At 40.4% G+C, this 13,753-nt stretch carries 13 protein-coding genes; 12 read left to right on the plus strand and 1 reads right to left on the minus strand.

All coding sequences use genetic code 11. From position 1 onward, the window contains the following. The first annotated feature begins 522 nt into the window (after nt 1-522). Nucleotides 523-1,143: a Type 1 glutamine amidotransferase-like domain-containing protein gene (locus ACJJII_RS10780; protein ID WP_444919135.1), complete on the plus strand. Its 621-nt coding sequence runs from the start codon at nt 523-525 to the stop codon at nt 1,141-1,143. A 279-nt stretch (nt 1,144-1,422) separates the two neighbouring features. Here ACJJII_RS10780 and ACJJII_RS10785 read toward each other — a convergent pair whose 3' ends face one another. After that, the gene (locus tag ACJJII_RS10785) at nt 1,423-1,791 is read right to left on the minus strand and encodes a hypothetical protein (protein WP_444919136.1); all 369 of its coding nucleotides are present in this window, start codon (nt 1,789-1,791) and stop codon (nt 1,423-1,425) included. 686 nt (nt 1,792-2,477) lie between these two features. Between ACJJII_RS10785 and ACJJII_RS10790 the strand changes: the two genes are divergently transcribed. From ACJJII_RS10790 to rfbB, 11 genes are all read left to right on the plus strand, one after another. Next, a complete protein-coding gene (locus ACJJII_RS10790) occupies nt 2,478-2,756 on the plus strand; it encodes a hypothetical protein (protein ID WP_444919137.1) in 279 nt (92 codons plus the stop codon). A gap of 153 nt (nt 2,757-2,909) precedes the next feature. Beyond that, on the plus strand, nt 2,910-3,317 hold the full coding sequence (locus ACJJII_RS10795; protein ID WP_444919138.1) for a hypothetical protein: 408 nt from the start codon (nt 2,910-2,912) through the stop codon (nt 3,315-3,317). Between the two features lie 262 nt (nt 3,318-3,579). Next, entirely contained in the window at nt 3,580-3,870 is a 291-nt protein-coding gene (locus ACJJII_RS10800; protein ID WP_444919139.1) for a YciI family protein, read from the plus strand. A 1,290-nt stretch (nt 3,871-5,160) separates the two neighbouring features. Continuing rightward, complete coding sequence (locus tag ACJJII_RS10805; protein WP_444919140.1) at nt 5,161-5,949, plus strand: ABC transporter permease; 789 nt, start codon at nt 5,161-5,163, stop codon at nt 5,947-5,949. Continuing rightward, entirely contained in the window at nt 5,946-6,671 is a 726-nt protein-coding gene (locus tag ACJJII_RS10810) for an ABC transporter ATP-binding protein (RefSeq protein ID WP_444919141.1), read from the plus strand. Before ACJJII_RS10805 ends, ACJJII_RS10810 begins: the two co-directional genes overlap by 4 nt. Nucleotides 6,672-6,680: 9 nt before the next feature. Then, on the plus strand, nt 6,681-7,925 hold the full coding sequence (locus ACJJII_RS10815) for a KpsE/RkpR family capsule polysaccharide export protein (protein WP_444919142.1): 1,245 nt from the start codon (nt 6,681-6,683) through the stop codon (nt 7,923-7,925). Nucleotides 7,926-8,016: 91 nt separating this feature from the next. Continuing rightward, nucleotides 8,017-9,651 carry a polysaccharide biosynthesis/export family protein gene (locus ACJJII_RS10820; protein WP_444919143.1) on the plus strand — a complete coding sequence of 545 codons (1,635 nt, stop codon included), beginning with the start codon at nt 8,017-8,019 and terminating at the stop codon, nt 9,649-9,651. A gap of 275 nt (nt 9,652-9,926) precedes the next feature. Next, on the plus strand, nt 9,927-10,865 hold the full coding sequence (gene rfbA, locus ACJJII_RS10825; protein ID WP_444919144.1) for a glucose-1-phosphate thymidylyltransferase RfbA: 939 nt from the start codon (nt 9,927-9,929) through the stop codon (nt 10,863-10,865). A 139-nt stretch (nt 10,866-11,004) separates the two neighbouring features. Further along, nucleotides 11,005-11,553: a dTDP-4-dehydrorhamnose 3,5-epimerase gene (gene rfbC, locus ACJJII_RS10830; RefSeq protein ID WP_444919145.1), complete on the plus strand. Its 549-nt coding sequence runs from the start codon at nt 11,005-11,007 to the stop codon at nt 11,551-11,553. A 133-nt stretch (nt 11,554-11,686) separates the two neighbouring features. Further along, the gene (gene rfbD / locus ACJJII_RS10835) at nt 11,687-12,574 is read left to right on the plus strand and encodes a dTDP-4-dehydrorhamnose reductase (RefSeq protein WP_444919146.1); all 888 of its coding nucleotides are present in this window, start codon (nt 11,687-11,689) and stop codon (nt 12,572-12,574) included. Between the two features lie 59 nt (nt 12,575-12,633). After that, nucleotides 12,634-13,749: a dTDP-glucose 4,6-dehydratase gene (gene rfbB, locus ACJJII_RS10840; RefSeq protein WP_444919147.1), complete on the plus strand. Its 1,116-nt coding sequence runs from the start codon at nt 12,634-12,636 to the stop codon at nt 13,747-13,749. The last annotated feature ends 4 nt before the right edge of the window (nt 13,750-13,753 follow it).

Below are 13,753 nucleotides of genomic sequence, written 5' to 3' on the forward strand. Positions count from 1 at the left end.
GGAGCGACTTATATCGCCCTCCATTCTGCGTATGCTAATTGGCTCCTACTTTTAGGTAAATGGTACAATAGTTAAGCTGCCGAATCTTTACGTAATTTGGTTCTTACAGATTTTGCTTGCTTGCTTGTGCTTCTGGTTCTATGAGAGATGCCAAGATAGTGAATGATAAAAAAGTGATTTTGATTACCTGTTAGTTCCACTTAGATCATACTTTAAACTTGGCTTTAGCTGCATATAAATACTGTCGAAATTCATAGTCAAACCAGCCTGATATAAACATTCCTGTAAAAATCAGGGGGGAGAAGCTTCTCCGTTTATTGTTGAATTTAGTGACAAATTTGGCCATTTTCAAGGTTGAATCGGTAATTGATGACTTTGTTGAGAGATAATAAAAAAATAATATTGGGCCCTCCATACATAATCGGATAATGTGATATATCTTTATTGACCTGTTCACATCTTGAGTAAACTATATCGATATCAAGTTATTGATTAATTAAGTACTTCAAAGGATTAAAATATATGGCCAAGCTATTCTTGACTTCGTATTTTGCTGAGGTGGCGAGCGCGATCGCGAGTTTTGATAAGCGGCTTGAAGGTAAGAAGGTTACATTCATCCCTACTGCAAGCATTCCCGAAGAGATCACTTTTTATGTGGAAGATGCCAAGAAGGAGCTGGAGCAGTTAGGTCTTATTGTAGATGAATTGGAAGTGTCTAAGGCTTCAGCGGATGAGATTAAAGATAAACTGCAAAACAATGAGTATATCTATGTAACTGGTGGTAACACCTATTTCCTACTTCAAGAACTTAGGCGAAGTGGGGCAGACAAAATCTTGTTGGAGCAGATTAGGCTGGGTAAGCCCTATATAGGTGAGTCAGCAGGTACTGTAATCCTCTCGCCGAATATCGCGTATATTCAGGAGATGGATAACCCCGATGCAGCGAAGAATCTAGAGTCTTATGAAGGGTTAAATCTTGTGCACTTCTATCCCTTACCTCACTATGGAAACCAACCGTTTAAGGATGCTGCTGAACTTGTTATTTCCAAATATTCAGATGAGCTGGAATTAGCTCCATTCAGTAACAATCAGTTGATCGCTGTAATCGATGGGGAAGCAGAGACCTGGATTGCGGTGTCTTAGTGAGTCGATTACCGTTGTATGATAAGTCATACTATCTATATTTCATTAGGATTGGTGCAATTATCTAGTGGAGAAGAAAAAGATAAATTCTAGGGGCTTTTTCTGTAACTCACGGATAGGAAGAAATCCTAGACATTTCCTCTTTTTTAGGACTCTTCTTTTGAGAATTAGCTCAAAATTGGGGCAAGCAAGAAGTTATAGCTTGAGTTGAGCGGAATGTTAAAGAATACTACCAGGGAGCAAGTGATAACTTGACTCGCTCCCTGGGGATGTTAGCGCTTATTCGCTAGCAGCACTACAGTTATAGATTTTCGCTGGGATATGCGTGCCTGTTACAGCCTTACCTGCCGATACTCCGTTAGGCATATAGATATCACCAAATTGCGCCATTGAAGCAACCTTAACAACATGGGTTCCACCTCTTCGCACAGCCCTTTTTTGTAACCAAGGAGTACAAACATCTCCCTGGTTAACCCTGATTGTTTTGCATGTTACTTCTTCTACTAGAACGCATCCTTCTGTAGCCTTAGCGTCAGAAAATACTATCTTCTGCATCGCTTCTTTTTCCTGGGCACTTGTACATCCCATCAAAGTAATTACGAACGCTAGGATGGTAAGGCCAGTTTTAATGGATAACTTTTTACACATTACATCGTTCCAATAGGCTGAAAGTTAATCTATTTAGATGAATATGATGCCACAGCCAGGCCATGCTTGCTGTTTGAAAAATATTCAAACACCATATATGAGTGTATTTTTTTACCAGTAAAAATAGGGTATTTACAAGAAGCTCCTTAAGCGAGTCTCCTATTTAGCGTATCGCGAAACTTATGATTCGCCGAATTTTAAAAAGGGCTAAATATGACAGTCCTCTATTAGCAACTAAATTCTACTATCTTCAGGTCCTCCAGGCTTCTTGACTTTGGTGTGAATAGTTATAAGGGCATACTTACTTGTGATTCGAGAGTGCCTGAAAGAAATATTATGCGCTATTGTTTATTAGTACCAAACTCCTAACATTACGTAAGAGTAGTCATAGGTATCTCGAATATTCTGAGTGGGTACTTTAGCTGTAGCCTGTGGTACAAATGAGTTATTTGGTCACTTTTTTCGATCACTATTTTGATGCCTATTTATCGAGTCATTAGAAAAATTAAAATTAGTTCTCTACATCTATTTTCCTCTTTAGAAATCTTTCGACTGGTCAGATAGAGAAAAGTGGCTCAATATATAATAAAAGAAGGTATATTTATTGACTTCTTAATCGGCCATATGTTCCTATCGTAAAGGATGGATAAATAAGAAGTTTAAGAGCTAGTTCTAAAAGGAAGTCAATGAAAAAGCATAGTATCTTATTCTCTGGACTACTTGGATTAGTAGTTTCTCTTGGGGCTTTAAACGCTTTTGCTGAAGCTGATCCTGAGGAGAGTAAAGAGCAATCAGATGAGCAGCTAAGTGAATGCTTTGCTGCTACTTTATGGCAAGTATCTGGAAGGTCATTAAACAAAGGGGAAGTTCCAGAGAAAACTGTAAAAGTACCCGAGGGATGGAAAGTTGTAGGGGGAGGTATTGGTGGAGCAAGAGGTGAAGCTGTTATGATTCTTTGTCGATAATACTCATTTGTATAATCCTGAGTTTATTAATCGCTGAATACTCCGGCTGATTTGTGTCAGCATGCACAACGTATGCTGACGATTCACTGCCTCATAGAGTAGCTAAAATGAAGTCCATATTTGCACCATAAAATTACAATCAAGCTGATTTATATGACTAATTTAACTGTTAAGGATCACCAGATGTCAGAAGGATATCAGCGAATAAAGTTATCTATCAAAAAGTACATAGTAATTTTGTGTGCATTTGTGCTTGGTTTTGTTATTTCCAGTTTTTTGGATGCTAGGGCACAATTAGTGGAACATATGAATAAATATAATAGAGAAACTATATTTATTGATAGGTTACTAAAGATTCACAGCGATACCTGTAATAAGTTTGAGTATGGCCAGTATTATTCTTTTCAAGAACATGCCTTAGCAAGATATGACTTTATTATATCCAGCAATAGTGGTTTTCCCTATTATTTGGATCCGAAGACTTTAACGTTCCACTATGATGCAAGTATTTACTATCGAGAAAGCTGGCTTTTAACCAAAAAGCAAATGGACAACTGTTAATCTATTCCTCATTAATTTGGGGTCTAATTGAATCCTTATTTGGATTTTGCACTGGAGGTAATACTATCTGGGAAGGTCCTTACTTATTAGGCATCAATACCGAGCTCTTTGTCCCTATTTGCAGATTGCCTGTAGGTATAATGCTCCTCTAATGAAGTCGAGAGTTGTAGATTGGCAATCTACGTTAATAAGAGATTGGATGGAAGATAAATCTACGATCTCTACTTTTGATATTTTGAATTGCAAATAGAGGTTGATCAGCATGTTCATAGTATCCCTTACCTATATAAAACCCCTTGAGGAGGTGGAAAAGTTTATTCCAGAGCACATTGATTTTTTGAATAAGTACTACGAGCTAGGATATTTCCAGCTTTCCGGCCGTAAGGAGCCTCGCACAGGTGGGGTAATCCTGGTGACCATAGATAGTCGGTCTGCGTTAGATCAGGTACTAAAACAAGATCCATTCTGTCGTGAGGAATTGGCTGCTTATGAAGTGACACAAGTTGTACCGACAAAATCCTCAACAGAGTTAGGGTTTCTGATTGAGACTTAAACAAAAATTAAGAAGGATGATAGTTTTTCGATTGCATAGGTCTTTGAGGCAACGTGGCCCACGTTGAACACGATTAAACAAGCAGGAAAAATGCAGGAATAAAAATATGTAGTTGAGGGGAAAAGGGGTAAACAATACATCACTAGAGAGTGAAACTACTATGTGCTGGTGTGATGCGGACCCATGGCATGCACCTCTTTCTTCAGGTTGATATTGGTTTGATCTAAAGTATTTAGTCTATAGAACTTTGTAAAGCTATGAAATGTGAGATGATCCAGAAAAATTGATAGCTTTTAAAAAATTATACCTGATAAGGAAAGTTTTCGTGACCGATTTCACTTGGATTTTTATTTTTCAGGATCGGATTAACGGTTAGGTGGATGTAAAACAGCTAAAAGAATTACTTTTTCGATGTGAAGTATCGAGGAGGGCAAGTTAATTTTTGGTCTACTGCGCCTGAGATGACAGCTACCGCGCTATGCGACTTTAAAAGAGTATTTCATAATTATATAAGCAGGGATGGAAGTTTTCTGCTGGTTGTTTTTTGAGCGAATTTTCCGATTGGGCTATGGCTCATAGGAGGGAGTTACAGGGGGAGGTATTAGGCGATGCGGTAATGACTGAGGTTGTCCCCTGCGCTTATTGATAATGGTTTCTACTATGAAGCGTGCGATCTCAAAGCTTGAAACTTGCTTGGAGAGTAATTTATTGTTTACAATTCAATAAGTTGTATGGGTTTTTTGTAGTTTTACCTATATCGTGTCTCTTGGATGGTGATTTTTTGATCCGCATAAATACACCATTAATTTCAGTGGTTAGAATCCGCTCAATGAGCGGATTTTTTCGTCATTGGTGGGAGATATCTATACTGTGTAAGTCGCACTATAAATGTAGGGTGCTAATATAGGCTCTTAGAAACTTGGGTTTGCTGATGGCTTAATAAGTTCCTGAGCTGTTTTTTGTCAAATGATGCCTTCTCATCTTTATATGGCCATGTTGAGGATCAGCACAGAGAGATGGCTGACGTGGATACACTAGACTGCGAGCGTAACGGCGTGTAATTGATTTGGAAGTAGGCTGCGATAGGATGCCGCCCACTATCGCAAGAAAGAGGGGTTGACTTCTGTTTTATGGGGTGTTATTGGGTTTTGGTTCTCAAGTAATTAGGCCTGCTGGCGAAAATCTATTACTTTTCACAAGATAATAGCATTATAAGCAGCTTAGCTAATTCTCCCAAACTTATCACTGGCTATGTGGTCGACTGGTTCACACTTTGAAAAGTAGATTTTTATGTCTTCTGCCCAACGTTCTGTCTGGCAAATTCAACGAGATGTTATTTATGCGCTACTAGTGCGTGAAATGAAAACTCGTTTTGGAAAATGGCGACTGGGTTACGCCTGGGTACTGATCGAGCCATCTTTGCATGTTCTGGTATTAGTCGCGGTGTTTAGCCTGGCTGGGCGCGAGTTTTATCCCGGTGTCCCAACTGCGCTATTTATGCTTGGAGGGATAGCGCCGTTTCTATTTTTCAGTAATTGTTTTAATAGGGGCTTGGCTGCGGTTGAGTCAAATCGAGGCCTATTCAACTACCGACAGCTTAGGCCATTTGATGCGGTCTTGAGTCGGGTTTGTCTTGAATTTGTTATTTCTTTGGCAACGCTTACTGTTTTGATGGTGATTTTTGCATGGTTTGGGATCTCTACAAATTTTAATAATTTTCTGCTTTTAGTGATTGTAAATGTACTGTTTTTTTGTTTTTGCCTCGGGCTAAGTTTGGCGCTTTGTGTTGTGGGGGTTAAATTCCCAGAGCTGGCAAAGTTGTCTCCAATAATTATTCGGCCTTTGTACTTTCTCTCGGGGGTGTTCTTTTCTCTTGAGCAAATTCCAAAAGAGTATCATTTTTATTTGGTGTGGAACCCGCTGCTGCACGTTATTGAGTTGACGCGAGAGGGCTTGTTTGTCAATTACCAGGGAATGTTTGGCAGTTTGGCATACTTAGGGTTGTCTTCAGTAACGATGCTGGCCTTTGGATTGCTGTGTTACAGGGCAAATTGGCGTGACTTGGTAACTAGCCGGTGATTAAGTTAGAAAATTTAACAAAGTCGTATCGTACTCCCCATGGCCGAAAAGTGCTTTTCAAAGATGTAAGTGCAACTTTTCCCGAGGGTAAGAATATCGGCATTTTAGGACGCAATGGTGCTGGTAAGTCAACATTGTTGCGTATTATGGGGGGGATTGATTACCCAGACTATGGGAAAGTAATCACTGACCAAAGAATCTCTTGGCCTATGGGATTGTCCGGGGGGTTTCAAGGCAGTATGACCGGGCGTGAAAATGTAGCTTTCATTTGCGGTATACATGGTATTTGGGGAGGGGCACAGCGAAAGGTAATGGATCGTGTCCAGGATTTCGCTGAGATAGGTAACTATTTTGATGTGCCTGTCAAAAGTTACTCTTCTGGAATGCGCTCTCGCCTGGCTTTTGGGCTAAGTATATCTGTAGATTTTGATATCTACTTAGTTGATGAAGTTATGTCTGTTGGCGATGCACATTTTAAGAAAAAGTGTGAGGCGGTGATATCTGAGAAACGAAAAGATTCTTCCTTTATTATCGTTGCACATGCTATGCAAATGCTGAAGAAAAATTGTGATGTTGGTATTTATTTAGATTCTAGTGGCCTGAAAATTTTTGATGCGATAGAAGACGCTATAGAAATATATAAAGGAAATGGTGCAGGTAAGGTTGAAAAATTGCAGCCTCAATCTAAAAATGAAATCGCCTCTCCATTCGTAAAAGTATAAGGGCTGATAATGGACGTTAGGGAACCATCCGCTGAAGGGCAAAAGAAGAATCAGGACCGAGGCATGGGAAATATTTATTCTTTTTTTTCTAAGTTAGTTCATTACCTTAAGGAATTAATAAGTGTGAAGAGTAAAGACCGGCAGGGAGCTGTCACTAGTTTTTTTTCTAAGTGGCGGGGACTTGCTTTAGTAGTTGTGCTACCTATGGTAGCGACCGGAGCTTATTATTTATTTTGGGTGTCTGATCGCTATGTTAGCACTACTCAATTAATAGTTAAGGATAGTGCTTCGTCTCAATCTGCAACTCCAGCATTAGGGTTTCTAGTTCCGGGCATAGGTGCTGATACGCAAGATGCTTTTTTGGTTGTAAATTATATCCAATCCCTGGATATGGCTTTGTACCTTGATGAAAAACTGAATCTTGCAGGCTATTACAAAAGCTCTGAGCACGATTTCTTTTCGCGCCTGGCTTTTGATGCCACTCAGGAAGATTACTTGGAGTATTACAGAGCGCATACCAACATTACATATGATGAAGCAACCGGTATTATCACTATGGAAATGCAGGCTTTTAATCCTGCATTTGCCAAACGCCTGATTGAGACCGCAGTTCAAAAGTCTGAAGATTTTGTCAATGCTATCAGTAATCAGTTGGCGGATAAGCAGGTTTCTTTTGTTAAGAATGAAGTTGAACTGGCGCAGGGGAAGTTACGAAGCGCTAAGCAACAAATTCTTGACTTTCAAAATAATCACAAGATTGTTAGCCCTGAAGAATTAACAAAAGGGATTAGTACAATTATTCAGGGGTTGGAAGCAAGCTTAGCGGAGCAGCGTGCGAAGCTTACATCGGCAAAAACCTACCTGAATACCGACTCATCTCAGATTGTTTCCATGAAAGCAGATATTGATGCTTTGGAAAATCAAATTGAAATGGAAAAAGTTCGTTTGGTTGGAGTAGGTGAGGAAGAGGGAGAGCAGAGACTGAACTCGCTGGGAGCGCACTTTCAGAACTTAGAACTTGATTTGCAATTTGCTACAGATGCGTATGCTGCTTCTTTAAGGGCGTTGGAAACTGCTCGAATGGAGGCATCCGGTAAATTGAAACATCTAATGGTTGTAACCCAACCATCTCTTGCAGAAAAGGCTGAGTACCCTCGCAAGGTATATAGTTTAACAAGTCTTGCCATAATTTTACTTATGCTATATGGAATTGGCAAAATGTTAGTTGTAACTATTCGTGATCATCGAATGTAGGTTCAGCAACGGCTTTCATTTGCCTGATATTACGTGCGAGCACTAGTGACCTAGTTAATTGATCAATATTACATTTACGAAGAGTGGACAAATGATTACAGGGAAAATAAAACGCTTTAGTTTTGGCCTAGGATTATTGGCTTCATTTACCTGTGTACAGGCTGCAGCGCTGGAAACTCAGCTGATTGATGAAGTAGCATCCACTGAATTGCCTCAAACAGGAGTGCCTGTTTTTGGTCAGTCACTTTTTCAAGGAGCCTTTAAGGATCAGCCCTTTAGCGGTTTTAACCCCGATTATAGAATCTCAATTGGGGATCAGATTAACTTGCAGCTTTGGGGTGCTTATAGCTTTAGTGCAACACTACCGGTAGATCCAAAAGGTAATATATTTGTGCCGGAAGTGGGTCCTGTTCATGTTGCAGGAGTAAAAAATGGTGTCCTGAATGATTTTGTCCTCCGGCATGTGAAGCGTGTATTTAAGAATAATGTACAAGCATATGCCAATTTGGAGGCAAGTCAGCCGGTAAAAGTGTTTGTGACGGGCTACGTAAGTAGCCCAGGTCTCTATAACGGATTTAGTTCAGACTCTATTCTCTATTATCTAGACAGTGCTGGTGGTATTGATGAGTTAAGTGGCAGTTTCGTCGACATAAAAGTTATGCGCCAAGGAGCAGAAATCCAGAAAATTAATCTTTATAGCTTTTTAGTCGATGGCATTATGCCAGCACTTCAATTACGCAATGGAGATGTTGTGGTAGTTGGTGCACGCAACGGTTCTGTAACTGTCGAAGGGGCAGTTCAGCAGGCGGCACAAATGGAGTTTACGGGACCTTATACACAACTTGGGGAAATGTTACTTGTGACCAAGCCAGACCCTCAAGCGAATTTTGCTCGAATCACCCAAGTAATTGATGGAGTTCAGAAGGCAAAATACACGCCATTGGCTGATGCGATGACAACACGGCTATATCCTGGGGCACAAGTAGAGCTGGTAAGGGATAATGACATTCAGTCAATTTCAGTAAGCGTATCGGGAGAGCTTGATGGCCCGGCGACTTATGTGCTGCCCTATGGTGCGACTTTGGATCAACTGTTGGCTCAGTTGAGCTTCCGTGACAATGCCGATAGGGATTCTATTCAACTGTATCGCAGCAGTGTTGCTGAGCGTCAGCGAGCAGCTTTGGACCGCTCATTAGATGCTCTACAGATGGAAGTCCTCACTCGCCAGCCAAATACAGATCTGGAGAAAACGGCACAAAAAGACAATGCCATGATGATTCAGAACTTTATTGAGCAGGCTCGCAAAGCAAAACCCAGAGGGCAGGTAGTGATTGCCAATAATCCTAATGCAGCAAAAATGCTGCTTGAGGATGGTGATGAGCTTGTGGTGCCTCTTAAGTCTTCAACAGTATCAATTGTGGGTGAAGTTATTTTTCCAACCTCTCTGGTTTATAACAAAAAGCGTACTTTGGAAGACTATATCGAGCTTGCCGGTGGATTTGCTAACAATGCCAATCGGGATGAGCTGGTGATTTTACATCTAGATGGCACTATTAGTCGTATTGACGACAGGGATTTTGATAATCGACTAGGGCGCCGTTTACGCCCAGGAGATGAAATTATGGTTATGCCGAAGATCCAATCTAGTGAGCTGCAAGTTACAAAAGATGTAACAGAAATACTTTATCGCATCGCTGTTGGCACTGCGGCTGTTTTATCCTTCTAAGCTGGTACGATCGTGTACCAGTAATTATTAGGGTTGGCTTCTTTTTTGCAGTTACTGTGCAGAAGCGAGGCTTTGTCAGCGGGTAATAAATAGGTGTGATGACTTGTAAGGACAGAGTAATACAGATTCTCGGGCTAGTGTGTAATCATTTAGATCGAAAATTATTTGCTAGTCACTAAAGATGAACACTGTATTACCTGTTTGTCGGGTCAAATTGACAGTTTCAATAAAAATTTACAGATTGTTAGATTATAAAGAGTTCAAGGGTGGGGAAAATGGTTGTGAAAGGATCTTCTAAACGGAAAGGAATAATATTGGCTGGAGGTTCTGGCACACGATTGTACCCGCTGACCAAAGGGGTTAGTAAGCAATTGATGGCGGTTTATGATAAGCCAATGATTTACTACCCATTGACTACTCTTATGTTGGCTGGAATTAGAGATATTCTAATCATCACAACACCTCAAGAACAAGTGCTTTATCAGCGCTTACTTGAAGATGGAGCACAATGGGGAATTAACCTCTCCTATGCGATACAGCCATCTCCGGATGGACTAGCTCAAGCTTTTATTATTGGTCGTGATCATGTAGGGAATAATGATAGTGCTCTCGTACTGGGCGACAATATTTTTTATGCCCATAGTTTTAGCCAAACCCTTCAAAAGGCAGATTCCAGATCAAACAAGGCTACTGTTTTTGGGTATCGTGTAGCTGATCCCAGAGCTTACGGGGTTGTAGAGTTTGATGATAGAGGGAAAGCTATCAGCCTTGAAGAGAAACCAGATAACCCAAAATCGAATTATGCTGTCACAGGCTTATATTTTTATGATAATCAAGTTTGCGATATAGCTAAAGATATTAAGCCTAGTGCACGCGGCGAACTAGAAATTACTGACATTAATAGAGTATATCTAGAGCAAGATCTTTTGGAAGTAGAATGTCTTGGGCGTGGAAGTGCTTGGCTAGATACTGGTACACACGATAACTTACTAGATGCTGCACACTTTGTACAAACTATCGAGCGTCGCCAAGGGCAGAAAATAGCTTGCCCAGAAGAAGTAGCCTACCGGAAGGGATTCATTAGTGCAGAAGAGCTAGAAGCTCAAATTCAACCATTAATGAAAAGTGGCTATGGAAAGTATTTAATGCAACTATTAGTAGAAAGTGGCGAAATTTCCTCGATAAGCGCGCGTCGGTATGCCTCTGGTTCGTAGTTTTTTTTAATAGTGTCATGATTTGATCTTTTGAGTTCAAGTATGAGTGGCGCCTATGGACAGGCGACTCCAACATTTTGCCTTTGATCGCAGATTGGTAGATTGGCTAATCTGTGGTACCAATAGATAAAAAAGCTGTATGAATATTGTTGGAACAGAAATCCCTGATGTAAAAATCATTGAGCCTAAGGTTTTTGGTGATGAAAGAGGCTTTTTCTTTGAGTCTTTTCGCGAAGATATATTTAATCGGGAGTGTGGTGAAAGAGTTTTTGTTCAAGATAACCACAGTAAATCCTCACAGGGGATTTTGCGTGGATTACACTATCAAACTGAGCAACCACAAGGTAAGTTGGTTCGAGTAGTTAGAGGTGAAGTTTTCGATGTCGCTGTAGACTTGCGCAAGAGCTCTTCAACTTTTGGAAAATGGGTTGGTGTTTTTCTTTCTGCTGAAAATAGGCGTCAATTGTGGGTTCCTGAGGGTTTTGCACATGGTTTTTATGTAACCAGTGAAACAGCTGAATTTGTCTATAAATGTACAAATTATTATGCTCCACAATATGAAAAGTCGATTATTTGGAATGACCCAGACTTAAATATTAATTGGCCCCTTGTTAGTGGTCATACACCCCAACTTTCACAGAAAGACAGTGAAGGCAGATTTTTTCAAGATGCTGTTTACTATCCTTGATAATGGTGAATCGGCTTTTTGAAAAGCCAAATGTACCACCTTCTGCTAAGTAGAAACCCTATTCAGCTATCAATCAAACTCACGGAATTGGCGCTGTGCCAAATACTGTATTTGCTTTTACGAGTTATTTAGAATGGCAAAAATGAAAATTTTGATCACGGGAAAGAATGGCCAGCTTGGACGTGAACTTCAAGATCAATGTCCATCTGAGTATGAAATGATCGCCTTGTCTCGTGAGGAACTGGATATTTCAGATGTTGATGCTGTTAACGAGGTGATTGAGAACGCTCGCCCTGATCTGGTTATCAATTCGGCTGCATTTACTAATGTAGACAGCGCAGAGAGTAATCCTGAGGCTGCTTTTGCAGTTAATGTAAAAGGTGCGGAAAATCTTGCATTAATATGCAAGAAATTCTCTGTTCGCCTTATACATGTGTCTACAGACTATGTTTTTGATGGAAAAAAATCGTCACCTTATTTTACTTCGGACAAAGTTAGACCTCTCAGTGTATATGGGGCTACTAAAGCAGAAGCAGAATCTGTGATCTCTAAGGTGCTTCCAGAGGCAATAATCGTAAGGACCTCATGGGTATACGCTAGTCATAGTAATAATTTCGTAAATACGATGCTTCGTTTAATGGAAGAAAGAGACCAATTAGGTGTAATTGCCGATCAGGTAGGCACTCCGACTTGGGCTGGAACTTTATCAAAAGTAATTTTTGCCTTGTCCCAAAATAGAAACTGTAATGGAATTTACCATTGTACCGATCTAGGTGTGGCGAGTTGGTATGATTTTGCATTAGCAATCTATGAGGAAGGGAAGGTTTCAGGTTTACTTCCTGCAAATAAGCAGTTAATGATTAAAGCGATTACCGCAAAAGACTACCCAACTGCTGCAGCAAGGCCCCCCTATAGCGTATTAGATAAGAGTAGGCTGAAAAATGATCTTGGTGTTGAGTTGAAACACTGGCGGGAGGTTCTACGGCAAGTTTTTGAAGTCAAAAAAGACAGCTTTGAGTAATTTAATAGTCGCTAACTGAATCTTAATTCTGAGAAAATCTGATTAATAGAAGTATAAAGATGAAACGTTTACTGGTAACTGGCGGTGCAGGGTTTATTGGCTCGAATTTTGTGCATTACTGGATGAGAAAGTATCCGGAAGATACAGTAGTAGTCCTTGATGCTCTTACCTATGCTGGCAATTTAGAAAATTTAAATCAAGTTAGATGTAGACCAAATTTTAAATTTCATCAGGGAGATATTTGTAATACAACTTTGGTAGAAGATTTGTTAAAGCGGTATCAAATTGACACTTTGGTTAACTTTGCCGCAGAAAGTCATGTAGATCGCTCTATAAGTGGGCCTGATGCATTTATTCAAACTAATATTATTGGCACATATAGTTTACTTAAAGCTGCAAAAAAAATCTGGCTTGAAGAGGGGCTCAATAAAGACTCTCATCGATTCCATCATGTCTCGACTGATGAAGTCTATGGTTCTTTACGGCCCGAAGACCCTGCATTTAGTGAAACGACAGCTTATGCTCCGAATAGCCCTTACTCTGCAAGTAAAGCAGCATCAGACCACTTGGTGCGCGCATATCACCATACTTATGGGCTTAAAGTCACGACTAGTAACTGCTCGAACAATTATGGGCCCTACCATTTCCCTGAAAAACTGATCCCATTGGTTGCTACCAATATTCTGCGAGATTTGCCATTACCGATATATGGAGATGGCCAACAGATTCGTGACTGGCTCTATGTAGAGGACCATGCTCGAGGGATAGATTTAGTCATCAAGAAGGGGCGGCTGGGAGATTGCTATAACATAGGTGGGGTCAACGAGTGGGCCAATATTGATATTGTCCGCTTTATTTGCGAACTAATGAATAATCTGTTTAGTGAGGACTCGAAACTTGCAGATAAGTATCCGCAGGCAATATCTGCCATTGCAGGCAAATCCCAAGAGTTGATCACCTATGTGCAGGATAGGGTCGGGCATGATCGGCGCTATGCTATAAATCCAGAAAAGTGCAGCTCAGAGCTAGGCTATATGCCCTTAGAGAGTTTTGAAACGGGTATTCGCAAGACGTTGCAATGGTACTTGAAGAACGATAGCTGGTGGGGTGCTGTGATGGATGGTAGCTACCGGAAATGGATAGAGAAGCAGTACAGTAGCTCTAGACAAGGATGAAATA

It is taken from the genome of Microbulbifer maximicatervae (SeqCode), from assembly GCF_052467825.1.

Bases quoted from the DNA above. Each gene is read 5' to 3' on its own strand.
- ACJJII_RS10780 (WP_444919135.1), top strand. From the start codon at position 523: ATGGCCAAGCTATTCTTGACTTCGTATTTTGCTGAGGTGGCGAGCGCG.
- ACJJII_RS10815 (WP_444919142.1), top strand. From the start codon at position 6,681: ATGGACGTTAGGGAACCATCCGCTGAAGGGCAAAAGAAGAATCAGGAC.
- rfbA (WP_444919144.1), top strand. From the start codon at position 9,927: ATGGTTGTGAAAGGATCTTCTAAACGGAAAGGAATAATATTGGCTGGA.
- rfbD (WP_444919146.1), top strand. From the start codon at position 11,687: ATGGCAAAAATGAAAATTTTGATCACGGGAAAGAATGGCCAGCTTGGA.
- rfbB (WP_444919147.1), top strand. From the start codon at position 12,634: ATGAAACGTTTACTGGTAACTGGCGGTGCAGGGTTTATTGGCTCGAAT.
- ACJJII_RS10795 (WP_444919138.1), top strand. From the start codon at position 2,910: ATGACTAATTTAACTGTTAAGGATCACCAGATGTCAGAAGGATATCAG.
- rfbC (WP_444919145.1), top strand. From the start codon at position 11,005: ATGAATATTGTTGGAACAGAAATCCCTGATGTAAAAATCATTGAGCCT.
- ACJJII_RS10820 (WP_444919143.1), top strand. From the start codon at position 8,017: ATGATTACAGGGAAAATAAAACGCTTTAGTTTTGGCCTAGGATTATTG.
- ACJJII_RS10805 (WP_444919140.1), top strand. From the start codon at position 5,161: ATGTCTTCTGCCCAACGTTCTGTCTGGCAAATTCAACGAGATGTTATT.
- ACJJII_RS10790 (WP_444919137.1), top strand. From the start codon at position 2,478: ATGAAAAAGCATAGTATCTTATTCTCTGGACTACTTGGATTAGTAGTT.
- ACJJII_RS10800 (WP_444919139.1), top strand. From the start codon at position 3,580: ATGTTCATAGTATCCCTTACCTATATAAAACCCCTTGAGGAGGTGGAA.
- ACJJII_RS10785 (WP_444919136.1), bottom strand. From the start codon at position 1,791: ATGTGTAAAAAGTTATCCATTAAAACTGGCCTTACCATCCTAGCGTTC.